This window comes from Phocaeicola sp. HCN-6420 (assembly GCF_037890145.1).
GTDB lineage: Bacteria > Bacteroidota > Bacteroidia > Bacteroidales > Bacteroidaceae > Phocaeicola.
Map to the genome: position 1 here is coordinate 125,929 of NZ_JBBKBJ010000004.1, position 24,946 is coordinate 150,874.

The 24,946-nt window shown below is 40.2% G+C and carries 17 protein-coding genes; 8 read left to right on the forward strand and 9 right to left on the reverse strand.

Annotated features, from left to right (window positions below; genetic code table 11):
* Positions 1-32: 32 nt before the first annotated feature.
* The 5 genes from WKT12_RS04320 to bglX all read left to right on the forward strand — a co-directional run bounded on the left by WKT12_RS04320 (position 33) and on the right by bglX (position 11,361).
* Entirely contained in the window at positions 33-2,882 is a 2,850-nt protein-coding gene (locus tag WKT12_RS04320) for a hypothetical protein (protein WP_340318881.1), read from the forward strand.
* 161 nt (positions 2,883-3,043) lie between these two features.
* Positions 3,044-6,079 (forward strand): SusC/RagA family TonB-linked outer membrane protein, encoded by a 3,036-nt coding sequence (locus WKT12_RS04325; RefSeq protein ID WP_340318882.1) that lies wholly within the window; start codon positions 3,044-3,046, stop codon positions 6,077-6,079.
* Between the two features lie 23 nt (positions 6,080-6,102).
* A complete protein-coding gene (locus tag WKT12_RS04330) occupies positions 6,103-7,581 on the forward strand; it encodes a RagB/SusD family nutrient uptake outer membrane protein (RefSeq protein WP_021969817.1) in 1,479 nt (492 codons plus the stop codon).
* A 96-nt stretch (positions 7,582-7,677) separates the two neighbouring features.
* The gene (locus WKT12_RS04335) at positions 7,678-9,036 is read left to right on the forward strand and encodes a glucoamylase family protein (RefSeq protein ID WP_445323117.1); all 1,359 of its coding nucleotides are present in this window, start codon (positions 7,678-7,680) and stop codon (positions 9,034-9,036) included.
* A 24-nt stretch (positions 9,037-9,060) separates the two neighbouring features.
* On the forward strand, positions 9,061-11,361 hold the full coding sequence (gene bglX, locus WKT12_RS04340; protein WP_340318883.1) for a beta-glucosidase BglX: 2,301 nt from the start codon (positions 9,061-9,063) through the stop codon (positions 11,359-11,361).
* A 110-nt stretch (positions 11,362-11,471) separates the two neighbouring features.
* On the opposite strand, the gene WKT12_RS04345 is transcribed toward bglX, so the two are convergent.
* The 6 genes from WKT12_RS04345 to WKT12_RS04370 all read right to left on the reverse strand — a co-directional run bounded on the left by WKT12_RS04345 (position 11,472) and on the right by WKT12_RS04370 (position 18,595).
* On the reverse strand, positions 11,472-12,644 hold the full coding sequence (locus tag WKT12_RS04345) for an iron-containing alcohol dehydrogenase (RefSeq protein ID WP_340318884.1): 1,173 nt from the start codon (positions 12,642-12,644) through the stop codon (positions 11,472-11,474).
* Between the two features lie 92 nt (positions 12,645-12,736).
* Positions 12,737-13,795 (reverse strand): ABC transporter permease, encoded by a 1,059-nt coding sequence (locus WKT12_RS04350; RefSeq protein WP_340318906.1) that lies wholly within the window; start codon positions 13,793-13,795, stop codon positions 12,737-12,739.
* Between the two features lie 13 nt (positions 13,796-13,808).
* Entirely contained in the window at positions 13,809-14,906 is a 1,098-nt protein-coding gene (locus tag WKT12_RS04355) for an ABC transporter permease (RefSeq protein WP_340318885.1), read from the reverse strand.
* Positions 14,907-14,938: 32 nt separating this feature from the next.
* Positions 14,939-16,399, reverse strand: coding sequence for an ATP-binding cassette domain-containing protein (locus WKT12_RS04360; RefSeq protein ID WP_340318907.1), 1,461 nt, complete (start codon positions 16,397-16,399; stop codon positions 14,939-14,941).
* A 16-nt stretch (positions 16,400-16,415) separates the two neighbouring features.
* Positions 16,416-17,312: an HlyD family secretion protein gene (locus WKT12_RS04365; protein ID WP_340318886.1), complete on the reverse strand. Its 897-nt coding sequence runs from the start codon at positions 17,310-17,312 to the stop codon at positions 16,416-16,418.
* Positions 17,313-17,326: 14 nt separating this feature from the next.
* Positions 17,327-18,595 (reverse strand): TolC family protein, encoded by a 1,269-nt coding sequence (locus tag WKT12_RS04370; protein WP_340318887.1) that lies wholly within the window; start codon positions 18,593-18,595, stop codon positions 17,327-17,329.
* Positions 18,596-18,755: 160 nt separating this feature from the next.
* Between WKT12_RS04370 and WKT12_RS04375 the strand changes: the two genes are divergently transcribed.
* Positions 18,756-19,661 carry a helix-turn-helix domain-containing protein gene (locus WKT12_RS04375; RefSeq protein ID WP_021972059.1) on the forward strand — a complete coding sequence of 302 codons (906 nt, stop codon included), beginning with the start codon at positions 18,756-18,758 and terminating at the stop codon, positions 19,659-19,661.
* Between the two features lie 59 nt (positions 19,662-19,720).
* Here WKT12_RS04375 and WKT12_RS04380 read toward each other — a convergent pair whose 3' ends face one another.
* The gene (locus WKT12_RS04380; RefSeq protein WP_021972060.1) at positions 19,721-20,596 is read right to left on the reverse strand and encodes an FKBP-type peptidyl-prolyl cis-trans isomerase; all 876 of its coding nucleotides are present in this window, start codon (positions 20,594-20,596) and stop codon (positions 19,721-19,723) included.
* Positions 20,597-20,638: 42 nt separating this feature from the next.
* Entirely contained in the window at positions 20,639-21,223 is a 585-nt protein-coding gene (locus WKT12_RS04385) for an FKBP-type peptidyl-prolyl cis-trans isomerase (RefSeq protein ID WP_021972061.1), read from the reverse strand.
* Positions 21,224-21,361: 138 nt separating this feature from the next.
* Between WKT12_RS04385 and WKT12_RS04390 the strand changes: the two genes are divergently transcribed.
* Together WKT12_RS04390 and rd are read left to right on the forward strand one after the other, a co-directional pair.
* The gene (locus WKT12_RS04390) at positions 21,362-22,069 is read left to right on the forward strand and encodes an SIR2 family NAD-dependent protein deacylase (RefSeq protein WP_021972062.1); all 708 of its coding nucleotides are present in this window, start codon (positions 21,362-21,364) and stop codon (positions 22,067-22,069) included.
* Positions 22,070-22,140: 71 nt separating this feature from the next.
* Complete coding sequence (gene rd / locus WKT12_RS04395) at positions 22,141-22,305, forward strand: rubredoxin (RefSeq protein WP_021972063.1); 165 nt, start codon at positions 22,141-22,143, stop codon at positions 22,303-22,305.
* 211 nt (positions 22,306-22,516) lie between these two features.
* On the opposite strand, the gene pnp is transcribed toward rd, so the two are convergent.
* On the reverse strand, positions 22,517-24,703 hold the full coding sequence (pnp, locus tag WKT12_RS04400) for a polyribonucleotide nucleotidyltransferase (RefSeq protein ID WP_340318888.1): 2,187 nt from the start codon (positions 24,701-24,703) through the stop codon (positions 22,517-22,519).
* Positions 24,704-24,946 lie beyond the last annotated feature (243 nt).

Sequence of the window (24,946 nt, forward strand, 5' to 3'; positions counted from 1 at the left end):
ATCTTTGTACTTAAATTTTTATATAAACTCCGATGAGACTGGTACTACTGAAAATATCTTTGCTGTTGTTGTTTCTCTATGCTATTCCGGCCTGGGGAGCTGATTTCATTCCTGCTATAACGAATTATACTGTGAAAGATTATAGAGGTGGACACCAAAACTGGGCATGTGCACAAGGGGATGATGGAGTCATGTATTTTGGCAATAATAACGGATTACTTGTGTATGATGGTTTTTCCTGGGAACTTTATAAGGTACCGGGAGGATATATCGTCCGTTCTGTATTTGTAGACAAGGATAAAGTTTATATCGGCTCATTCGAAGAGTTTGGTTATTTCTCCCGTGGGGTGACAGGGAAAATGGAGTATCACTCTTTAAGTGAACAGCTAAAGGATGAAATTACTCCTAATGATGAAATCTGGCATATTGTACGGCTGGGAGAAAAAATCTATTTTCAGTCGTTTACCTGCTGGTATGCTTTTGATGGGAAGAATGTGAGCAGTATGAACCGGAAAACTGGTATCCGTCCGTTGTATTTTTATACCTGTCATAAACGGGTATATGCGCAGATGATTGACGGTGGCTTTTATGAGTTTGATGGAAATCGCTTTCATCTTTTGCTGGATAGGGTTGCTGTTGGCAATGATAATGTAGTTTCCATACTTCCAGATGGAAAGGAAGGCATGATATTGCTGACGGTCGATCATGGGCTATTTTCCTATCGGGACGGAGTCGCTTCGGCATTACATACGGATATTGACAAGCAATTGAACTGGGCAAAAGGGAATCGTGCAGTCATGCTGGGAGATTCTATACTTGTGGTCGGTACCATTCTGGATGGTATTTATGGCTTAAATAAGGATGGGCATCTGCTTTGGCATCTTAGTCGTGATAATCAGCTGAATAATAATTCTGTGATGGGACTGTTCTGTGATAATGAGAATAATCTGTGGGCAGCACTGGATGATGGAATTTCTTTTGTACATACCAATACTTCGGTTACACTGTTAACTCCTTCTGTAAAAGACTTGAGTATAGGAATGGTATACGGTGTAGAAAGAGTTGGAGAAAAAATATATCTGGCAACCAATCAGGGGGCTTATGAGTATAATCAGCATACCCGGGAAATTCGGTTACTTCCTCATACTGCTGGACAGAACTGGTATGTCAAGCAAATTGATTCACAGATTTTTATTGGTAATGATGCTTCTACGATGCTTGTTGGAAAATATGGGGATATACAGGCGGTTCCGGGAACTCTGAATAGTACGTGTATTGTAAAGGCTTCTATCAATGGGCAAGATGTACTGGTGGAGGCTTCGTATGCAGAATTGCGAATCTGGAAAAAGAAAGAAGGAATCTGGTATTTGTCGCATAACGTGAAAGATTTCTATGCGCCGATCAAGTCGCTGGAAGTGGATGGAACGGGGGTTATATGGGCTTCACACATGTATAACGGGCTTTATCGCATCAAGTTGGACGATGATTTGTATCGTATTAAAGATATTGAGCATATTCATACTCTCGGTGGAAAGAAGACATCGGGTAAAATTCATGTAATGAAAATCAGAGGGCGTATTGTATTTTCCAGTGTTGAGGGGTATTTTATGTACGATGACATCGATCGTAAGATAAAGCCTTATGAACAGTTGAATAATTCAGTTCCGTTTTTAATGGATGCGCATACAGCTGTAGATGTGCATAACAATGAAATGCTTTGGCTGATGAATTCGCATGAATATGTGCTTTTGGCATATCATGAAGGTAAGTTCATAATTAAGCGTCGTATACCAGTAGAAATGTTCAACTCTCCTTGTATTGAAGGGAATAATAAAATTTATGTAGATGGAAATAATTGTTATCTGAATTTGAATAATAGCATTGCTTGTTTGCGGCTAAACGAACAATCTGTCACACAGCATAATTTGTCGGGCCTGCAAATTCGTCGTGTTCTGGCATCTTCTTCTTTTGGTAAGGAACTGGCTCTGAATGTCACACAAAAGGTGTCTGTGGCAAGTGACTGTCGTGATATTTCGGTCTTGCTCTCTTATCCGTGTTATGATCAGCCGGCTATTCGTTTCAAGTTTAAGTTGCAATCCGGTCATCAGATATTATCAGAAGAATCTGCATTTCCGTCTGTACATTTTGGAAGCCTTGAATTCGGATCGTATACATTATGGGCTGGAGTGTATAGTGATGACGGACGTTTGCTGGATGAAACGAAGTATGAATTCGTCATTAATAGACCTTTGTGGATGTCTTATCCGATGTTGTTGCTGTATGTCTTGTTTTTGTCTGGATTGGTTTATGGAGTCGCTCGATGGAGAGGAAAGGCTGTTGCAGAAAAGAAGCGAAAGGAATATGAAGCACACAAGATTGAACAGAATATTAAATTGAGTGAACAGCAGCGGTTAATTGCAGAGCAGCAGAAAAAATTATTGGAAGCTGAATTGTCATTGAAAGGAAAGGAACTGGCAAGTATGGCATTGGGTACGTTTGCCAAGCAGGAAATGTTGGAAAAGTTACGCACTGTAGTACAAGAGCAGTTGGCAAAATCACAATGTGGGCGTAAGAATATGGAACTGGTGCTGAAGCTGATTAACGAGAACATCGCCGGAGAGGATTCTTGGGAAGTTTTTCAGCAGAATTTTGATTTGATTCACCAGCGTTTTTTCCGTACCTTGCGTGAACGTTATCCCAATTTGACAGCAACCGATTTGCGTTTTTGTGCCTTTTTGCGTTTGAACCTTTCAACGAAAGATATTGCTCAAATGACAAACCTTACCATTCGGGGTGTTGAGGCTGCAAGATATCGTATCAGGAAGCGGATGGAAGTTCCAGACGGAGTAAGTCTTGTTGATTTTCTTATAGAATTAAAGTAATTTATAAATATCTGAAAATGAATGGATATTATTTTGAAAAAGTAGTAAAAAAGTAGTATTTAAAGTGTCCAAAGTAGTAACGTCGTATTACTTTTTTTGTGAATCGTTAAGTTTATGTTCACCTTTGCCACCGTTTTTTGAATCATAACTTTAATCAATTCATGAAAAAACAATTAGTATTCATTCTGATGTCATTATTGTTCGTTGCTACAACTTATGCACAACGAACGGTAACGGTTCAAGGTGTCGTAACCGACGCTAACTTTAACGAACCTGTAATTGGTGCTAATATTTTAGTGAAAGGCACAACGCTCGGTACCATCTGTGATGTGGATGGTAAGTATCTTCTTGAAAATGTTCCTGCAAATGGAACTTTGGTCTTTAGTTTTATTGGTATGAAAACCGTTGAAGTGAAAGTAGACGGAAAGAAAACCATCAATGTCGAACTCTCGGACGATGTACAGAAATTGGAAGATGTAGTTGTTATTGGTTATGGTACCAGTAAGGCAAAAGACTTGACGGCTCCTATATCGGTTGTAAAAAGTGATCAGATTGCTTCGCAGGCAACCACTTCACCTATGTCGGCTTTACAGGGAAAAGTTCCTGGCATGAATGTCGTGGCATCGGGTACTCCGGGAAGCGGTCCTAAAGTTACCATTCGTGGTTTAGGGTCATTTGGCGACACTTCTCCCCTTTATGTAGTAGACGGCATGTTCTACGATAATATCAATTTCTTGAACAATTCCGATATACAGGAAATCTCTGTATTGAAAGATGCATCTGCTGCTGCCATCTATGGTGTGCGTGCAGCAAATGGAGTTGTAATTATTACTACCAAGAAAGGTAAACGCAATACGAAAGCACGGATTACCTACAATGGTTATGTAGGTGTACAGACTGCTACCAATGTGCTTGATATGGCTAATTCTCACGAGTATGCAACTTTATTGCTTGAGGCAAATCGTGAGGCTTATGATCCATTGATTAAGTCGTCTATCGAAAAGTTTGGTGGTGATTATGATTCGTTGACATTTGGTGCAGATACCGACTGGTATGACGAATTGTTGCGTCCTGCCTTGATGACTAATCATGGAGTCGATATCAGTGGCGGTAGTGAGAAAGCAACTTATGCAGTAGGTATCAACTATCTGTATCAGAATGGTATCATGGATACACGTAATGATTACAATCGTTTGAACTTCCGTGCGAACTTTGATTTTGAAGCAACCGACTGGTTGAAGGTTGGAAGTAACATTGTAATCAGTAACTCGGAACAGTATAATCCTGAAAACTCAGCCTGGCTGGCTGCATACAATATGCCTTCATTACTTCCGGTATATGATTATACTCGTTCGGATGATGAGGCTTTTCCTGAAAAGTTTGCTTCTCCTCAGCAAATAGGGCTTACTAATAACTTCTCAAATCCGGTTGCTATTGCCAAATACAATAACAATAGCCTGAACGAGAATTTTCAGGTAATGGCTAACTTTTTCGCTGAGTTGAGCTTAATTCCTAATAAGTTGAAGTTTAAGACCAGCTATAGTCAGGACTTCTCTTTGATAAGAGGACGTGTATACGTACAGCCTTATCTGGTGAGTTCATTGCAACAGAACTCTGAATCAAGATTGACCAAGACAGACACAAACTATTATAATTACATTTGGGATAATACATTGACTTATACAGACTCTTGGGGTAGTCATAACCTGAATGTCTTGCTGGGACAATCTGCACGTCAGGAGCAGATGCGTAAGCTGGAAGGAAAAGCAAGCAATGTTCCCGGAGATTATGATGAGTATTTATACCTTACTCAAGGTAACTCTACCGGACGTGAAGTAAGTGATGATGGTTCTTGCTATCGTGGATTATCTTATTTTGCTCGTGCAAGTTATGATTATGCTGGAAAATATTTGTTGTCTTTGACAATGCGTGCTGATGGTAGTTCCAAGTATCAAAATAAATGGGGATATTTCCCTTCTGTTGGAGCTGCTTGGGTTATGAGTGACGAGAACTTCTTTAAGAAACAGGAGGTAATCGACTATTTAAAGGTTCGTGCAAGTTGGGGACAACTTGGTAATGACCATGTTTCTGCAAGTGATGGTTTTGCTTCTATTACTACCGGAACTTCTGCTTCGGGTGTATTCGGTAATACGACATTGCCTGGATTCCAGAATACAAGTTATTTCAGTTGGTTGGGCTGGGAAAAGGTAGAAGAGTTTAACGCCGGTGTAAACTTTGCTTTATTAGACAGCCGTTTGAACGTGGATGTGGATTACTATAACCGTATCACTAAAAATGCTGTTATCAGTACAACCTTGCCTTTCAGTACACAGACTTTGGCAGGTAATAATGGAGAAATACGAAACAGTGGTTTTGATATCCAGCTGAATTGGAGTGATAAAATAGGTAAGGATTTCAGTTATTATGCCGGAGTTAACCTGTCTACTCTGCGTAATCGTGTAAAGAGTCTGAATGGTGCTCCTTATATTTATGGTGGTAGTGCAGAAAGCCGTACCATTAATCTGGTGGGCGAAGAAATGCAGTCGTATTACGGATATAAAGTGTTGGGAGTATATCAGAATCAGGCTCAGATTGATGCTGATCCGATAGCTAAGGCTAATGGATTGGAACCAGGAGATTTCATTTATGAGGATGTGAACAACGACCAGGTGATTGATGATAAGGACCGTCAGATCTTAGGATCGAATATACCGACACTGACTTATAGTTTCAATTTAGGTTTCCAATATAAGAATCTGGAATTCTCTTTGTCAACATTCGGACAGGCAGGAAATGAAATTTATAACCGTAAGCGTGCCGTACGTTATACTCAGGCTAACTTCAACTTCGATAAGGATTTCTATGATAACCGTTGGACGGGTGAAGGTTCTACCAATTCATATCCTTCGGCAAAAGGTATGTTGAAGGCTTGGAATAACAGTCATACCAACTCCTTCTTTGTGGAAAAAGGAAATTTCTTCCGCATACAGAATGTCATGCTGGCATACAATTTCCGTAATATCCATATGGGAAGTTACACATTGCCGGGTGTAAAAGTAAGTTTGACTGCCGACCGTCCGTTTACTTACTTTACTTCGAACGGATTTACTCCTGAAATTAGCCAGAGCTATGGTTGGGACGAGGGTGTTTACCCGCTGGCTGCCACTTATACTTTTGGTTTGACTATCGATTTCTAACAAATTGCTAAACACGCTGATTTATGAAAAGTATTAAGATAAAAAATATATTACTATGTGCGTTTGCTGCCACAACATTATTATCCTCCTGTTCCGATTATTTGGATAAATTGCCGGAGAATAAGGTGGATGAAGAAAAGGTTGATTATACAAACCTGAATAATATGTATCAGCCGGTATCTGGCGTTTATGCAAAGTTACGCCAGAGAGGTTCTCACTGGATTGTATGGGGAGCGACAGTTGTCCGTGACGATGATGTTTCTACAGGTCGAATTGACGACCAGGCAGACTTGGTTGCTATCGATCAAAATTATACTTATAATGCCGGCTTTTGGGGAACAAACGAGGCATGGATGGTTTATTATGACATCATTAAGGTGGCAAATGCTGCACTGGAAGCTCTCGACGGTTATGCTGCCAACATCGTTTCGGATGCAGATGAAAAACGTTATGAAGAATATACAGGCGAAGTAAAATTTATCCGTGCTTATTGCTACTATCGTCTGACAGAATTGTTTGGCCCTGTTACCATTTTGCGTGACAATAAGCAGACCGATATGACTCGTTCTACGGTAAATGCTGTATATCGCTATATATTAAGCGATTTGGAATATTCTATGACATATTTGCCCCGTATCCGTCCGAACGAATATACCGACCGTATCGGAGCTGTTTCTTTGTTTACTGCTGAAATGCTGGCTGCTAAGGTTTATATGGAACAGGAGAACTGGTCGAAAGTTGAGCTACTGACAGATGATATTATCGGAAGTAAAAAGTTCTCTTTATACAGTGATTTTAATAACTTGTTTAAAATCCCCGGTAAACTCTGTGATGAATCTTTGTTCGAAATGCAGTTTACCGATTTTGGCAATGGCTCGGGAGAAGTTGTAGTACCGGACAGTTGGTTTGTATTCCAGGGACCTTTGAATGATGGTAATATTTCAGGATGGGGCTTTATCAGTCCGACAAAAGCTTTCCGTCAGTGGGCAGCCGAACGTGGTGAAACCGTTCGTGCTACTACAACCTTCCTGATGGCAGGTGAAACGACTCAAGAAGGTGATTTCATCAAGGCACCGGCCAGTAGTGTTGCACCGGATTGTTTCAATGGAAAGGCTTATACTCCATCGAATCAGATGACTGAAGGACGTACAGAGTATGGAACAAATAATAATATCCGTGTATTCCGTTATGCAGAAGTGCTTTTAATGAATGCAGAGGCAAAAGTGCGTCAGAATAAGGATGGTGATGATCCGTTTAATCAGGTTCGTAAGCGTGCAGCAATGCCTGAGCTGGAGGATGTGACACTTGATCAGATTATGGATGAACGTCGTATGGAACTTGCACTGGAATGGGGTGAACGGTACAATGATTTGCGCCGTACAGGTAAGTTAAGTGAAGTCCTGGGACCTTTGGGATGGACTGCTGGAAAAGAATACTATCCGGTACCTACAGCTCAGATAGATATCTCTTCGACGTTGGCGAATGAGCCGAAAGATGAATAAAGGTTAATAGTTTTTTAGAAGGTAACTTTCGGGAGCTAACGTGTGATATATACGTGATGCTCCTGAAAGGATTGTTACAATTATCTGTAAATACTTATGTGGAAATATTTTTATGGCTTGTGTGTATTGTTTATGCTTTCATGCACATCGGCTAAAAAAGGTGAAAACCTAAGCATTACCGAACAAACAATTGCTCGTCCGGATTCTTTCCCATCGGATAGCGCAATGTTGGATTATATACAGAAAGTACATTTCAATTATATGTGGGATGGAGCGGAGAAAACATCTGGTCTTGCTCCTGAACGTATTCATTTGGATGGAAGTTATCCTCAGAATGATTCATCTGTAGTTACTACGGGAGGTAGTGGATTTGGTATTGCTGGTGTCTTGGTTGCTATCGATAGAAAGTTTATTTCTCGTGAAGATGGTGTGGAACGCTTGCATAAAATTGTCGATTATCTGACTCGTGCTGACCGCTTTCATGGAGTTTGGCCTCACTGGCTTGACGGTCCGACAGGAAAAGTGAAACCTTTTGGTATGAAAGATGATGGTGGCGATTTGGTAGAAAGCTGTTTTGTAATGCAAAGTTTGCTTTGTGTTCGCCAGTATTTTGAAAATGGAAACCCAAAAGAAAAAGAACTTTGTGAGAAAATTAATAAATTGTGGCATGAAATGGAATTTGACTGGTATCAGAACGGTAAGGATGTTATCTACTGGCACTGGTCGCCCAATTACGGCTGGGAAATGAACTTTCCTCTTGAAGGCTACAATGAAGCTTTGATCGTTTATGTGTTGGCTGCATCTTCTCCAACACATCCGGTTCCTGCTTCTGCTTATCATAATGGATGGGCACGAGGAGGAGATATCAAGACATCGGCTGCTCCTTATGGGTTACCTCTGGAGTTGAAACATAATGGAGCCGAGGAGCTGGGAGGTCCGCTGTTTTGGGCACATTATTCTTATATCGGATTGGATCCACGCAAAATAAAAGACCGTTATGCTGATTATTGGAATGTTGTACGGAATCATGCTCTATCTGATTATCGGTATTGTGTGGAAAATCCGAAAGGTTATAAGGGTTATGGTGAAAACTGCTGGGGACTGACTGCCAGTTATTCTGTGAATGGCTATGCGGCACATTGTCCGGGTGACAATGATCTGGGTGTAATTACTCCTACAGCTGCTTTATCGAGTTTCCCGTATACTCCTGAAGAATCGATGCGTGCCTTGAAATATTTCTATTCAAAGGGTAATGCTATTTGGGGTACGTATGGTTTTTATGATGCATTCTCGGAAACGGATAACTGGACGGTACCGCATTATCTTGCTATAGATCAGTGTACGATTGCTCCAATGATAGAAAATTATCGTACCGGATTACTCTGGAACTTGTTTATGAGTTGTCCTGAAATTCAGGAAGGACTGAAAAATTTAGGTTTTGAAGTTAAAAAGTGATTTATTTTTAATTAGAAAGAAATAATGAAAAAGACAACATTCCTTTTAGTGACTTCTTTGTGTATGTCGGCTACACTTTTTGCCGGAAACAAAAAATCACTGTTGCCTAAAGATGAAGGTAATATGGATAAGTTTGTGACCGAACTGATGAGTAAAATGACTCTTCAGGAAAAATTAGGTCAGTTAAACTTGCCTGTAACTGGTAATATTACGACAGGTCAGGCTAAGAGTAGTGATGTAGCCGGAAAAATCAGTCGAGGAGAAGTCGGAGGCTTGTTCAACCTGAAAGGGGTGAAAGCTATTCGTGAAATGCAGGAACTGGCTGTTGAAAAAAGCCGTTTGGGTATTCCATTGCTTTTTGGTATGGATGTGATTCATGGATATGAAACTATATTCCCTATACCTTTGGCACTTTCTTGTACTTGGGATATGGAGGCTATCGAGAAGTCGGCTCGTATTGCAGCTGTAGAGGCAAGTGCTGATGGTATTTGTTGGACTTTCAGTCCGATGGTGGATATTTGCCGTGATGCTCGTTGGGGACGTGTTTCAGAAGGTAATGGAGAAGATCCTTATCTGGGAGCTGAAATTGCCAAAGCAATGGTTAAAGGCTACCAGGGAGAAAAAATGGAAAAGAATGATGAGGTTATGGCATGTGTGAAACACTTTGCCTTGTATGGTGCCATTGAGGCCGGAAGAGATTATAATACGGTCGACATGAGCCGTAACCGGATGTTTAATGAGTATTTTCCTCCTTATAAAGCTGCTGCTGAAGCAGGCGCCGGTAGTTTTATGAGTTCATTTAATGAAGTGGATGGAGTTCCTGCTACAGCCAACCGCTGGTTGATGACGGATGTTTTGCGTAATCAGTGGGGATTTGATGGCTTCGTTGTTACCGACTATACGGCAATTGCTGAGATGGTGGATCATGGAATAGGAGATTTGCAAGAGGTTTCCGCACGTGCATTAAAGGCTGGTACAGATATGGATATGGTGGCTGATGGATTTATCGGGACACTGGAAAAATCTTTGAAGGAAGGTAAAGTCAGCATGCAGGATATTGATACAGCTTGTCGCCGAATGTTGGAAGCAAAATATAAACTGGGCCTGTTTAAGGATCCGTATAAATATTGTGACCTAAAGCGTCCGGCTAAAGATCTTTATAATGCAGAGCATCGTGCCGAAGCACGTCGTATTGCTACAGAATCATTTGTTTTGCTGAAAAATGAAGGTAATTTATTGCCTCTGCAGAAAAAAGGTAACATCGCATTAATTGGTCCGTTAGCTGATACACGTACTAATATGCCGGGTACATGGAGTGTTGCTGCAACTCCGCAGCGTTACAGTACTTTGCTCGAGGGATTGAAAAAGGCTGTGGGTGATCGGGCTAATATCCTTTATGCACAAGGTAGTAACTTAATGTATGATGCGGACTATCAGACTCGTGCTACCATGTTTGGGCGTGAAATACCTCGTGGCAATGATCAAGAATTGCTGGATGAGGCTTTGCGTGTTGCTTCACAGGCAGATGTTATAGTTGCTGCTTTGGGCGAGTCCTCTGAAATGAGTGGTGAATGTAGTAGTCGTACAAATCTGGAAATGCCGGATGCACAGCGTGACTTGCTGGAAGCTTTGTTGAAAACAGGTAAGCCTGTTGTACTGGTTCATTTTGCAGGCCGTCCAACAGTCATGACTTGGGAACAGCAGCACGTTCCGTCTATTTTGAACGTTTGGTTTGGCGGAAGTGAGTCGGCCGATGCTATATGTGATGTTTTGTTTGGCGACGTTTGTCCGAGTGGAAAACTTACAGCAAGCTTCCCACAGAACGTAGGTCAATTGCCTATGAATTACAACCATAAGAACACAGGTCGTCCGTTGGCTAAAGGTAAATGGTTTGAAAAATTCCGCAGCAATTATATTGATGTATCAAACGATCCTTTATATCCTTTTGGATTTGGTCTGAGTTATACAACATTTGCTTACTCCGACATGCAGTTGAGTGCTGATTCCATGAATAAGCAGAATGGTGAGTTGACTGCTTCTATTACAGTTACCAATACAGGAAAGTATGATGCAGATGAAGTTGTTCAGTTGTATATCCGTGATCTGGTAGGAAGCATTACTCGTCCGGTGAAGGAATTGAAAGGTTTTCAGCGTATACATTTAAAGAAAGGAGAAAGCAAGAAAGTATCTTTTAAAATAACTCCAGAACTACTTAAATTCTATGATTACGATTTGAATTACGTTTGCGAACCGGGAGATTTTAATGTAATGATTGGTCCCAACAGCGAAGATGTATCGACATTGAAATTTGCCGTAACAGAATAATAAATAGCAAAAAGAGTTCATCCTTGGGGGTGAACTCTTTTTGTTTTACTTTATCGGACCATGTGAATGGTCGCTTCTCTTTTAGATGATTAACAGACTAAGTGAGACCTTTATTTATAAGATTGTTTGTAGATGTTCAATACTTCTTCGTCTGTAAGCGGACGTGGGTCTAAGGTGAACAGACCACCCATTGTATCGCGTGCATTCTGAACCATTTTCGGAAGATCCTCTTCTTTCAATCCCCATTTGCTTAATTTGATGTCGTCTACATGGCATTCTTTTTTCATGCGTACCAATGCGTCGATAAAATCACTTGGACGATTACTCTTCTGCTGAGTCATGATATCAGCCATTTTCATGTAACGCTTCATGCAGTCATTACGGAATGTTTCAAAATAAGCTTCACTTAATGCTATCAATCCTGCTCCATGAGGCAATTCCGGATAATAGGCACTCATTGCATGCTCCATTGAGTGTTCGGAGGTACAGCTGGAAGTTGCTTCTACCAGTCCGGCAAGTGTACTGGCCCATGCAACTTTAGCACGTGCTTTTAAGTTCTTGCCGTCGTTTACGGCTACAGGAAGATATTTATAAAGTAGGCGAATTGCTTCTAATGCGTAGAGGTCACTGATTGGAGTTGCATAATTGGCAATGAATCCTTCAGCAGCATGGAAGAAAGCATCGAATCCTTGATAAGCTGTTAGATGTGCAGGAATGGAAACCATTAATTCCGGATCGATGATAGAGAGAGTAGGGAAGGTAAGTGGGCATCCGAAACCAATTTTTTCTTGTTTTTCTTCGTTGGTAATTACTGCCCATGGGTCGACTTCTGTTCCTGTACCTGCGGTAGTTGGAATGGCTACAATCGGCAGTGCTTTTGTTACTGGGCGTCCTTTACCGGTTCCACCTGTTACGTAATTCCAGAAGTCTCCCTCATTGCATGCCATAACGGCAATAGCCTTGGCTGAATCGATTGTACTGCCGCCTCCTAATCCGATAATAAAATCGCAGCCTTGTTCGCGGCAAATAGCTGCAGCTTCCATTACATGCGATTTGATGGGGTTAGGAAGAATTTTATCGTAAACGATAGATGCAACATCATTCTCGGTCAAGAAGCCGGTTACCTTATCTAAATATCCGTATTTTTTCATCGAAGTTCCACCGGAAATTACAATCATCGCTTTCTTTCCCGGAAGTATTTCGGTTGCTAACTTCTTTATCTCACCACATCCGAACAAGATTCTTGTCGGGATGTGCAAACTGAAAACAGGATTTGCGTTCATAATATTCACGTATTTAAAGTTTGTGTATTTTCAAATATAGAGAATAAAATGGTATTATGTTATAAATGAAATGTTAAATTTTATAATCACAGTTATTGCTGCTTCCGATAACTATAAATTGCCCATCCATATAATATTACAGCAAAACAAGATAAAATGCTTAATTGTGATGCGATATCGGTTATACTGCTCCCTTTTAGATAGACCATACGCATTATTTCCATGAAGTATCGTAAAGGATTGATATAGGTAAGGTATTGCGCCCATTCTGGCATACTGCTGATGGGGGTAAATAGGCCACTCATCAGTATGAAGGTCAACATACAAAACCACATAACGAACATAGCCTGTTGCAAAGTTGCTGAATAATTGGAGATAACCAGACCTAATCCGGACATGACCAGAACAAATATCAATGTTGCAAGATAAATGGTAAGTATACTACCTTCTGGTATTAAATCGTATACGAGCCAGGAAAGTATCATGCATAAGTTTAATACGATAAAGCCAATAAACCAATAAGGTAATAATTTGGCTAAGGTAAATGTAAAACGGCTTACTGGACTGACATTAATTTGTTCGATTGTCCCGGCTTCTTTTTCGCTAACAACATTTAATGCGGGGAGAAAACCGCAAATCATCACTAATAACATAGTCATTAGGGCTGGGACCATAAATACTTTATAATCTAAATGTTGATTAAAACGGTACCGGACTGATATAGATGTGTTTTGTGGATTAAGTATCTGTTGCAGATAAGTACTGCCCAGTCCACCTTTGCTCCCGTTTACTGTATTTATAGCTACTAAAGCAGAAGCCGGACGTCCGTTGACTTGCTCTTTTTCGAAGCCTTTCGGTATTTCAAGTAACATATCTGCCTGATTCCTTTCAATATGTTCTAATCCTTTTTGATATGTTTCGGGAAAGGCTACTAATTTGAAATAGGGTGATGCCTCTATGCGATGAGTCAGCCGGATGGAAGACGGACTATGATCGTGATCGATGATGGCTATACGTAGGTCTTCAATTTCCAATGTAGCAGCCCATGGCATAATAAGCATGATGACACAAGGAAATATCAGTATCAGTCGAGGTAAAAAGCTGTTTCGACGGAGTTGCTTAAATTCTTTTTCTATGAGATATTGTAATATCATGTACTTTATTCTATTCTAAGTGATTCTTGAACATTTTAATTGTGATTCCTATAAGAATGGCTGCCATAAGCAGAAGAATACAGATTTCTTGCCATACATAAGATATCGGAACACCTTCTATCATCAGTTTTCGTACTATTGCTACATACCATCGTGCTGGAATTATACAGGATAGCCACTGTAGGGGAGCTGGCATGCTTTCTATGGGAAAGATAATGCCTGATAAAATGATTGTAGGAATCAGTAAAACCATAGCCGATGCAAGTAGGGCTGCTACTTGAGTATGAGTAATGCATGAGATAAGCAGACCTAAAGCGAGTGAAACAAAAATGAACAGGAGTGATACTCCTAATAAACTGAATAAATTGCCTGCAATAGGAACATCAAGGACAAAAAAAGATAGCAGTAAAATTGTAGTTAAGTTGACGATAGATAATACAAAGTAAGGGACAGTCTTTGATAAAATAACCCATATCGGGCTTATTGGAGAAACAAGCAAGATTTCCATTGTACCAGTTTCTTTTTCCCGTACGATGGATATAGATGTCATCATAGCACAAATGAGCATCAGAATTAATCCCATGACACCAGGTACAAAATTATAGGCACTTTTCATTTGAGGATTGTAGAGTAGTTTTCCAGAAACTATGATTTTCCCTTTAGGATTGTCTTGCTTCAGTGCTGCCAGTGCTTTCGATAATATTCCGTTTGCATAAGCACTACGGGTGATGGCTAAGTTGGGTTCAGTGGCGTCAGCTATAATTTGTAGTTGTTCGGAATCAAAACGTAACCGGTTTAAATCATGACTTATAATGACAGCAAGTTCTATCTTATTTCTTTTCAATAAATGCTCTATTTCATCGGGAGAATGTACAATATACTTTACGGTAAAGTATTCACTTGCATCCAGCCGGTCAACGATACGTTGTACGTCAGCATCTGCCGAATTTACAAGAACAGCAGTTTGTACGTTGCGTACTTCTGTAGAGATGGCAAATCCGAAAAGTATAATTTGTATGATAGGCATTCCAATAAGTATCAGCATTGTACGCTTATCGCGCAGAATGTGATAAAATTCTTTCCTGATAAATGCAATGAATTGTTTCATACTCTTAGTATAATGTACGACAATGTAAAATGTTAGTTATGATTTCGTTTGGCTTCTCGCGCAAGCATTTGAAAAACTTCGTCCATGTTCTGAGCTTGAAAATGAGCTTTTAAGCCTGTTGGGGTATCCAAGGCCCGGATACGTCCGTCTACCATCATCGAAATTCGGTCACAGTATTCTGCTTCATCCATATAGTGAGTAGTAACGAATATCGTGATTCCTTGTTCGGCGGCTTGATAGATGAGTTCCCAAAACTGGCGTCGTGTAGCAGGATCCACTCCTCCTGTTGGTTCATCGAGAAAGACGAGTTGTGGGCGATGAAATATTGCAACCGAAAAAGCCAGACGTTGTTTCCAGCCTAAGGGAAGGGATTGGACTACAGTATTTCGTTCTTCGTATAATCCGATACGCCGTAGCATTGCTTCTGTTCGCGCTGGAATTTCTTTTTTAGGGACTCCATATATTCCTCCAAAAAGACGTACATTTTCGCTGACTGTTAAATCTTCGTATAAAGAAAACCTTTGACTCATGTATCCTATATGCCGTTTTATGTTTTCGCTTTGTGTCCTGACATCGTAGCCCATTACTTCGGCATATCCTTCTGTCGGCAAACTTAAACCACATAAGATACGCATTGCAGTTGTTTTACCTGCACCGTTAGCTCCTAAAAAGCCAAATATTTCTCCTCGTTTTACTTCAAATGAGATATGGTCGACAGCCGTAAATGTACCAAAGCATTTTACCAGATTGTCTACTTTTATAATAGGTCGTTCGTTTTCTTCGGTGTGGTTGTGTTTCAAACCAGGAGGACAAAGAATATCTTTAAATTGTTCTAATATGACACTGGGAGTATTTATACCTCTTATTCTGCCTTCGTATAAGAAAGCTATTCGGTCGCATTTCCGGGCTTCATCCATAAAAGGAGTAGAAACTAAGATTGTAATACCTTTATCACGTAATCTCTTCAGCATTACCCAAAACTCTTTTCTTGAAACGGGATCCACTCCGGTTGTTGGCTCATCGAGGAATAGAATCTTGGGAGAATGTATTAAGGCACAGCAAAGAGCCAGTTTTTGCTTCATTCCTCCTGATAATGCTCCTGCACGGCGCTTTCTGAAAGGAGCTATTTGTTCGTATATTTCCCGTATCTGATCATAGTGCTCCTCTATGGTCGTCTGAAAGATCGTAGCAAAAAAATTCAGATTTTCTTCTACTGTCAAGTCTTGGTAGAGAGAAAAACGTCCCGGCATGTAGCCTATTTCTCGTCTGATGCAACGGAATTCGTTTTGAACATCATATCCTAATACAGAAGCCTCGCCTGAATCAGCATTTAATAAGGTCGTGAGGATGCGGAATAATGTAGTCTTTCCTGCACCGTCAGGACCTATTAGTCCAAATAGCTCTCCTTGCTGTATATTTAGTGAAATGTCTTGCAGCGCTTTAACTGTTCCGTAGCATTTACAGAGATGTTGTGTGTCGATGACAGGATTCATATTTTTATTCATGTTGTTATTGATCGAATTTTACTTCTCCATACATTCCTATTTTAATGCTGCCGTCATTTCTGACAGCTATTTTTACAGCATATACCTGATTGGCACGTTCGTCTTCTGTTAATATTGTCTTAGGAGTGAATTCCGCCTCGTCGGCTATCCAACTTATTGTTCCTTGATATTCTTTTTGATTGCCATTTCCAAAGTCTGCAAATACTTTGACCTGTTCACCTAATTTGACTTTTTCTAACTGTGAGGAAGTGACATAGGCCCGTAAGAAAATATTTTCAGTATCGGCTATTTTGAAAAGAGGCTTTCCTGCAGCAGCCAGTTCGCCTGGTTCTGCATATTTGGCAAGTACTGTTCCGCTGATAGGAGAAAGAATATGGCATTTGTTTAACAGATCTTCTGTTTGGAGAATCTTGATAGCTACAGAGGAACTTTGCTCATTTAAACTTTGTGTATTGTTGGTGAGAGAAGATATCTGTGCTTCCAACTGACTTTGTAATACGGCAATTTGAGCATCCCAGTCGTCAAGTTGTTTGCGGTTAGCTGCATTTGCTTTCAACAAATTATCGACTCGCGTACGTTCACGATGTGCTGTTGCAAGTTGTTTTTGGGTAGCAGCTATTTGCTTGTGGATATCAGGACGCAGTTTATCCACCGATTTCATGTTTGCTTCTAACTGAAGCTTTTTCAAATAGAGCTGAATCGTATCTATGAGTCCGACTTCTTCTCCTTGAGTGAGATGCGTGCCTTCTTCTGCATTAAGGTAGAATAATTTACCGTTCGATTCTGCGGAAACAATAATTTCTGTAGCTTCGAATGTACCTGTTGCATCAAAGTCGACATTGGGCCGACAGGCAGAAAAGAAAATAGATAAGGCGATAAATGAAAAATATTTTTTCTTCATAAGGCTGAAACATATTAATATGTTGGGGAATTGGTAAGGTGTTTTCTGTTATACAGATTCATGAGTAACTGAATCTTATGAATAGCCTGAGTTTGTCGTGCCAGACTTTCGGATGTCACTTCACGTAACATTTCAGTAACTGTTAATGTTCCGTTGGCTACTTTGGCTTCGGCTGCCTGACGAATGTTGGAACGCAGGCGAATCATTTCATCATCTTCTATCATTTGTTGACGTAAGGCTTTGATTATTCCATCTTGTTCAGTCAATTTCAATTGTGTCTTAAAAAGAAATACATCTCGATTGTTCTGAATTTGCCGGTGTAGTATATCGAGTTTCTGCTTGTCATTTTTCAAGGTATATAGACTACCAAAGTTCCATGTCAGCCGTGCACCTACCATATAGTAAGCTGTAAATTTATCTTTTAACATGTCCAATCCGGGATTACCATATCCCCCTTGGGCGAAAAATCCTAATTGTGGCATATACCCGGCACGAAGGTTGCGTTGTCGGATATAGAGCGTTTGCTCTTGGGCCTCGTATAGTTGAAGTTCCGGTCGGTTGATGCTTGTGTAACTATCATTGTTTTCTATCGCTTTCGGAACCACGAATTGGGTATTATCATCAATCGTTTTTCCTGTCAGTAATGCAAGCATATGCAAATAAGCATGACGGTTGGCAGAAAGTAAAGTACGTTGTTGTTTGGTATTTAGTATTTCTACTTTTACAGCGTCTACATCTGCATCATTAGCTATGCCATTGTTTCGGTAAGCTTCTATATTTTTCAGATTCCGTTGCAGGTTTTCGTTAAGCAGGGAATTTTGGTGTAACTGTTCGTTTAAAAGCAGAATCCCAAAGTATACCTGATTAACCTGTTCGTGAAGTGCATACATACTAACATCCAGCTGACGCTTGTTCTCACGACTTACGGCTTTTATCTCTTCTTTTTGATTATGAATCTTTCCACCGTCCCAGATGTTTTGTTTGACTTCTATTATGGCTTGGTATTGATCTTTAGATAATCCTCTAAATCCGATACCTGGTATTTCAAATGGCAGAGTTGTAGCATCGCTTTGATAAGATATTTTTCCACTGACACTGATTTGTGGAAGGTTCCCTTTTTCTACGTTCGATACTGTGTATTGTTCCGAAAGTTGAATGAGATTATATTGTCGGACGAGGGGATAATTTTCTTGTGCAGCCTGCTGGCATTCGTCTAATGTTATTTGTGCCTTTGTATTTAAAGTAATGATGGCAAACAGAACGAATAAGATTATTCTAATCATGGCATGTTGTTTTATTGTTGTTATACAAAGTTAAAGCCTTTCTATCTATCCATGAGGTCCTATTGGTTTTTGTAAATGTTCTGTTTGTTCGATTATATATCGATTTTACCCCTTTATTGGATGCTATTATTATCTTTGCAGGAAATAAATGTATTTTGTTATGAAACAAAATAATCTTTTGCTTTTGGCTTTAAAGCAGATTTTTGAGTTGTCAACTATTTCTTGCAATGCTTACCGGTTTGTTTCTGCAGAGTTGGGACTGGTACGTTCTATGAGGGGAACTTTGGGTATTCCGGAACAAATCTTGACATTGGGACAGCCCTATCGTCTGACTGAAGGTCGTGTTTTGTTTATGCATGCAGGTTATATCCGTGTCAGAGCCAATCTGATAGAACTGACACTTTCAGCACGACAATTGATAGTAGCCTCTCCGGGAACGATTCTTCAGATTTTGGAAGTATCGAAAGATTGTGAATTAGAAATGCTTGCCTTTACAAATAGTTTGATGGAGGGGTGGCAAAAAGAAATGCTTTTACAAATGTTTTTACAGGGAAGGCTTTATGTACAACTTGACTTGGATGAAAAGGAAGAGAAACGCATTCAATCGTTTTTTGATATGTTGTGGAATGTTGTACACGATGAGCCTTTTCCTCGTGAAATGGTCAGAAGCCTGATTTCAGCATTGTTTCATCAAATACATGCTTATCGTATGCAGGAAATGTCAGAAGACAGACAGCAACGTACGCGGCAAGAAGAAGTTTTCAACAGGTTTCTTTTACTTGTTAATAAGTATGCCATCCGTGAACGAAGTATTGTATTTTATGCCGAAAAATTATACCTGACTCCCCGTTATTTAAGTACGCTAATAAGGCAGACGAGTGGTCGTACTGTTATGGACTGGGTGAATGAAGCTGTTATACAAGAAGCTAAGTTATTACTTCGTCATTCAGATAAACTGGTTTATCAGATTGCCGATGATCTTAATTTTCCTAATGCATCTTTCTTCTGCAAGTATTTTCGGAGATTGACAGGAAAGACACCTCATGAATATCGGTTAGGCGAATAAAAAAACAGGTACGGAGATGAAATCCGTACCTGTTTCAGTATAGAGACAGTTTTTAAAACTTATTTCTTATCTTCTTTTTCGATGCTGATTAATTCAACTTCAAAAATCAGGGTAGAGAAAGGTTTGATCTTGCCAGTTTCACGTGAGCCGTAAGCCAATTCCTGAGGAATATATAATTCCCATTTAGAACCAACAGGCATCATAGTCAGAGCTTCAGTCCATCCTTTGATAACCTGGTTAGCACGGAATGTTGTCGGTTCGTTACGTTCGTATGAACTATCAAACTGAGTACCGTCAATCAATGTTCCTTTGTAGTGTACTTTAACTCTTGCTGTTTCAGTAGGCACTTCTCCTTTACCTTCAGTGATTACTTTGTACTGCAAGCCACTAGGAGTAACTTTAACACCTTCTTTGCTCTTGTTCTTAGCAAGGAACTCTTCATTCTGTTTCTTATAGTCGGCATATTGAGTTTCCAATGCTTTTTCTTTGATAGCTTCTGCCTTTGTATTAACATATACAGCAGCAGAATCGGTCGGAACAATAGCTTGTTTCTTTACAGCAGCAACGAAACCAGCCAGGAAGTTTTCTTTGCTCAAGCTCTGAGTAGAATCACCGTTGAAAATACGGCTGCTGATAGCATCGAACATATCTCCACTGATTTGCTGTCCAATTTGGATACCAGCCATATAAGCTTTCTGCTTAGCATCAGTCTGTTTCAATCCTTCTTCAATACCTCTTACAAAGTCAGCCATGTGAGTTGAGTCTATACCCAGACGTCCCATAGCATATTCTTCCAGTCCCTGAGTATTGCTGACACCCATCATATAAGAAAGAGTATCAATGTCGCTTTTCATGTTTGCCTTTGGGCTTTGAGCTGTACATGATGCCAGTCCAGCTGCGGCTGCAAACATCATGATTAAAGTACTTTTTTTCATTTACTTTTATTTTTAAATTATAATTTATCGATTTTAGGTTTCTTAGAGAACTTCAATCAGTTCTACTTCAAAAATCAATGTGCTGTGAGGAGGAATCATTTCACCTGCTCCCTGTGCACCATATGCCAGTTCTGAAGGAATATAAAGTTTCCATTTTGCACCTTCAGACATAAGCTGAAGTGCTTCAACCCATCCTTTAATAACTTGGTTGACGCCGAATACAGCAGGTTCACCACGCTTGATAGAACTATCGAACAAGGTACCATCTATCAATGTTCCTTCATAGTGGCAGCGTACACGGTCAGTTGCTTTCGGCTTTTTACCGTTGCCTTCCTTGATAACTTCGTATTGCAGTCCGCTTGGTAATGTTACAACGTTTGGGTTCTTTTTGTTTTCTTCGAGGAATTTCTTTCCTTTTGCTATATTTTCAGCATTCATCTTTTCTTCCAGCTCGGTGAAATATTTGTTCACAATATCACGAGCTTCGGTATGAGTAATAGCTGTCTGGTTTCCCTCTAATACGTCTTTGATAGCCTGTGCAAAGTCGTTTACTTCGATGCCGCGGGCACCCATGCTTAACAGATTTTGGCCTATACCCAGACCAATGGCGTAACTAAATTTATCCATGTAATTATATTTATTAGTATGTAATATTCTTTAAAAGCATGGCAAAGGTATCTTTTTTCTTTGAATATGAGCATCTTTAAGCGATTAAAAATTCTTATTTTTGTCACTGTATCTAAAATAGAACGAAAATATTTGTGTATGAAAAAGCTGGTAATACTCACTGGTGCGGGAATGAGTGCTGAAAGCGGTATCAGTACATTCCGTGATTCGGGTGGCTTATGGGATCGTTATCCTGTAGAGCAAGTTGCTACACCCGAAGGTTATGCTGCCAATCCGAAGTTGGTAATCGATTTTTATAATGAACGGCGTAAACAATTGCTGACAGTGAAACCTAATCGAGGACATGAGTTGATAGCAGAACTTGAAAAATATTTTGATGTGACAGTTATTACACAAAATATTGATAATTTGCATGAGCGTGCAGGCAGTCACCATGTTATTCATTTGCATGGAGAACTCACTAAAGTTACATCCAGTTGGCAACCGAACAATCCTAAGTTTATAAAGGAATTAAAGCCAGAAGAGTATGAAGTAAAAATGGGGGATGTAGCTGCTGACGGTTCACAACTGCGTCCGTTTATAGTCTGGTTTGGAGAAAGTGTGCCAATGATAGAAACAGCTATTGATTATGCAGAACAGGCTGATATATTTGTCATTATTGGCACATCCTTGAATGTTTATCCTGCTGCCGGTTTGCTGAATTATGTCCCTTCTCGTGTTCCGGTATACCTTATCGATCCGAAAGAAGTCGCCATTGCTTCGGGGCGGCAAGTACATGTTATTCGTAAAGGAGCGTCAGAAGGTATGGAAGAATTAAAAAATATGTTACTAAATGAAACAGTGTAAACAAATTCTTTCTATATTTGTTTTCATAGTAGAGTAACAATAAATACTAACTTAGAATAAACGATAAAATTATGAAAAAGTACATTTGCACAGTATGCGATTGGGTTTATGACCCAGAGGTTGGAGATCCAGATGGTGGTATCGCTCCGGGAACAGCGTTTGAAGATCTTCCTGATGACTGGGTTTGCCCGGTTTGCGGTGTAGGAAAAGAAGATTTCCAGGAAGTTACAGAATAATTTCCGGCCGAAAAATATAATATAGCCCGACTTGCATGCGGATTTATCCGAAACAAGTCGGGCTATTTCTGTCTGGATGCTTGTCCCTTGTTATTGGTAACCTGCTAATGAAGGGCGGCGTTTCAGTCTGTTACTTGTGACTTGAGTTACTTGGTTGCATAAAAAAAAGGTTGCCCTTAGGCAACCTTTTTTATTAAAGATATATGAAGGATTATTGTTTTTGTTCCTTGTTCTGTTGAGGCTTACGTTCACGTTTTGCGTGGTTTCCTTCTGCCATACCTTCTGGTTTCGGTAACAATACCTTGTGTGATAATTTGAATTTACCTGTTTTCGGATCGATATCCAACAATTTCACTTCGATGTCGTCACCTTCCTTCAGACCAGCTTCTTCGATAGTTTCCAGACGTTTCCAGTCGATTTCTGAAATGTGCAACAAACCATCTTTGCCAGGAAGGAATTCTACGAATGCACCATAAGGCATGATAGAACGTACTTTACCCTGATATACTTCACCAATTTCAGGTACAGCAACAATACCTTTGATCAGACGCATAGCATCATCGATAGTCTTCTTGTTATTTCCAGCAATTTCGATACGTCCTGCACCGTCAACTTCTTCGATTGTGATTGTAGCACCTGTTTCTTCCTGCATACCCTGAATGATCTTTCCGCCCGGGCCGATTACAGCACCGATAAATTCTTTCGGAATAGTCATAGTTTCAATACGCGGAGCATTTGGTTTCAGTTCCTTGCGTGGTTCTGCAATACATTCTGTCAGTTTGCTCAGAATATATTCACGACCTTCTTTTGCCTGCATCAGTGCTTTTTCAAGAATGTCGTAAGTCAAACCGTCACACTTGATATCCATCTGTGTTGCTGTAATACCGTTCTTCGTACCTGTAACCTTGAAGTCCATATCTCCCAGATGATCTTCATCTCCCAGGATATCCGACAAGACAGCATATTTTTCTTCTCCGGCATTTTTGATCAATCCCATTGCAATACCTGATACCGGATTCTTGATAGGTACACCAGCATCCATCAAGGCTAATGTTCCGGCACATACCGTAGCCATAGAAGAAGAACCGTTAGATTCAAGAATATCTGAAACGACACGTACACAATAAGGATAGTCAGCAGGAATCTGACCTTTCAATGCACGCCATGCCAAATGTCCGTGACCGATTTCACGACGACCTACACCGCGTTGTGCTTTTGCCTCACCTGTTGAGAAAGGAGGGAAGTTATAATGCAACAAGAAACGTTCTTTATGCTGATCGAGTACATCGTCTACAATCTTTTCATCAAGTTTAGTTCCCAAAGTAACGGTACTTAATGATTGTGTTTCACCACGAGTGAAGATTGAAGAGCCATGTGGGTAAGGCAACGGACCAACTTCGCACCAGATTGGACGAATTTCAGTTGTCTTACGACCATCCAGACGTTTACCTTCATCGAGGATGCAACGACGCATAGCTTCTTTTTCTACATCATGATAATAACGGTCTATCATAGGTGCTTTTTCTTCGAGTTCTTCTTCTGTGAACTGAGCTTTGAATTCTTCACAGATAGCATCGAAAGCATCCTGACGTTCATGTTTGTTGTGATTTCCTGATGCTGCAATGGCATAAGCTTTGTCGTAGCAAGCATCGTGAACAGCTTTACGCAAATCCTCATCGTTTTCTTCGTGGCAGTATTCGCGTTTTACAGTAGAACCAACTTCTTCCATCAGTTCCATCTGTGCCTTACAATGTATCTTGATAGCTTCGTGAGCGCATTTCAAAGCTGCCAGCAAATCCTGTTCGCTTACTTCGTTCATTTCGCCTTCTACCATCATGATGTTGTCGTAAGTAGCGGCTACCATCAAGTCCATATCAGCCTTTTCAAGCTGTTCGAAAGTCGGGTCGATAACGAACTGACCGTCGATACGTGCTACACGTACTTCTGAGATAGGGCCTCCGAACGGAATGTCAGAAACAGCCAGTGCGGCAGAAGCAGCCAGACCGGCTAATGCATCAGGCATGTCTACGCCGTCTGCTGAAAACAGAATGATATTTACATAAACTTCTGCATGGAAGTTATCGGGGAACAACGGACGCAAAGCGCGGTCTACCAAACGGCAAGTCAGGATTTCATAATCAGAAGCTTTGCCTTCACGTTTGGTAAAGCCACCCGGAAAACGTCCGAATGCTGAATATTTTTCTTTGTACTCTACCTGAAGCGGCATAAAATCTGTACCGGGAACTGCATCTTTTGCTGCACAAACAGTAGCCAGCAACATGGTATTACCCATGCGTAGCATAACAGCACCATCTGCCTGTTTTGCCAGCTTTCCCGTTTCGAGTGTAATGGTTCTTCCATCACTTAACTCGATCGTCTTAACAATAGGATTGATCATAAAAAATGTTTTAATATAAAAGTCTTCTTAAAGTTCGCGCAAAGATACAAATATTATTGTAGTAATTGGGTGAAAATGAGATAAAAGTTTCGTAGTATGCCCCTTTTTTATATTATTTTGTTTCGTCCTGACCTTACATTATGTAATATCACAAGGAAAAGCAGGCTAAAAAAATTATGTCATTTTGTAAGAACTTGAATAAAAACTTTGTGAACTCGTAAAAAGCCGTATCTTTGCATCCCG

Excerpts from the sequence above, each read along its gene's own strand:
- WKT12_RS04355 (WP_340318885.1), bottom strand. The coding sequence starts at position 14,906 with ATGAAACAATTCATTGCATTTATCAGGAAAGAATTTTATCACATTCTG.
- WKT12_RS04330 (WP_021969817.1), top strand. The coding sequence starts at position 6,103 with ATGAAAAGTATTAAGATAAAAAATATATTACTATGTGCGTTTGCTGCC.
- WKT12_RS04345 (WP_340318884.1), bottom strand. The coding sequence starts at position 12,644 with ATGAACGCAAATCCTGTTTTCAGTTTGCACATCCCGACAAGAATCTTG.
- WKT12_RS04360 (WP_340318907.1), bottom strand. The coding sequence starts at position 16,399 with ATGAATCCTGTCATCGACACACAACATCTCTGTAAATGCTACGGAACA.
- bglX (WP_340318883.1), top strand. The coding sequence starts at position 9,061 with ATGAAAAAGACAACATTCCTTTTAGTGACTTCTTTGTGTATGTCGGCT.
- WKT12_RS04380 (WP_021972060.1), bottom strand. The coding sequence starts at position 20,596 with ATGAAAAAAAGTACTTTAATCATGATGTTTGCAGCCGCAGCTGGACTG.
- WKT12_RS04370 (WP_340318887.1), bottom strand. The coding sequence starts at position 18,595 with ATGATTAGAATAATCTTATTCGTTCTGTTTGCCATCATTACTTTAAAT.
- WKT12_RS04375 (WP_021972059.1), top strand. The coding sequence starts at position 18,756 with ATGAAACAAAATAATCTTTTGCTTTTGGCTTTAAAGCAGATTTTTGAG.
- pnp (WP_340318888.1), bottom strand. The coding sequence starts at position 24,703 with ATGATCAATCCTATTGTTAAGACGATCGAGTTAAGTGATGGAAGAACC.
- WKT12_RS04385 (WP_021972061.1), bottom strand. The coding sequence starts at position 21,223 with ATGGATAAATTTAGTTACGCCATTGGTCTGGGTATAGGCCAAAATCTG.
- WKT12_RS04320 (WP_340318881.1), top strand. The coding sequence starts at position 33 with ATGAGACTGGTACTACTGAAAATATCTTTGCTGTTGTTGTTTCTCTAT.
- WKT12_RS04335 (WP_445323117.1), top strand. The coding sequence starts at position 7,678 with ATGTGGAAATATTTTTATGGCTTGTGTGTATTGTTTATGCTTTCATGC.
- WKT12_RS04325 (WP_340318882.1), top strand. The coding sequence starts at position 3,044 with ATGAAAAAACAATTAGTATTCATTCTGATGTCATTATTGTTCGTTGCT.
- WKT12_RS04390 (WP_021972062.1), top strand. The coding sequence starts at position 21,362 with ATGAAAAAGCTGGTAATACTCACTGGTGCGGGAATGAGTGCTGAAAGC.
- rd (WP_021972063.1), top strand. The coding sequence starts at position 22,141 with ATGAAAAAGTACATTTGCACAGTATGCGATTGGGTTTATGACCCAGAG.
- WKT12_RS04365 (WP_340318886.1), bottom strand. The coding sequence starts at position 17,312 with ATGAAGAAAAAATATTTTTCATTTATCGCCTTATCTATTTTCTTTTCT.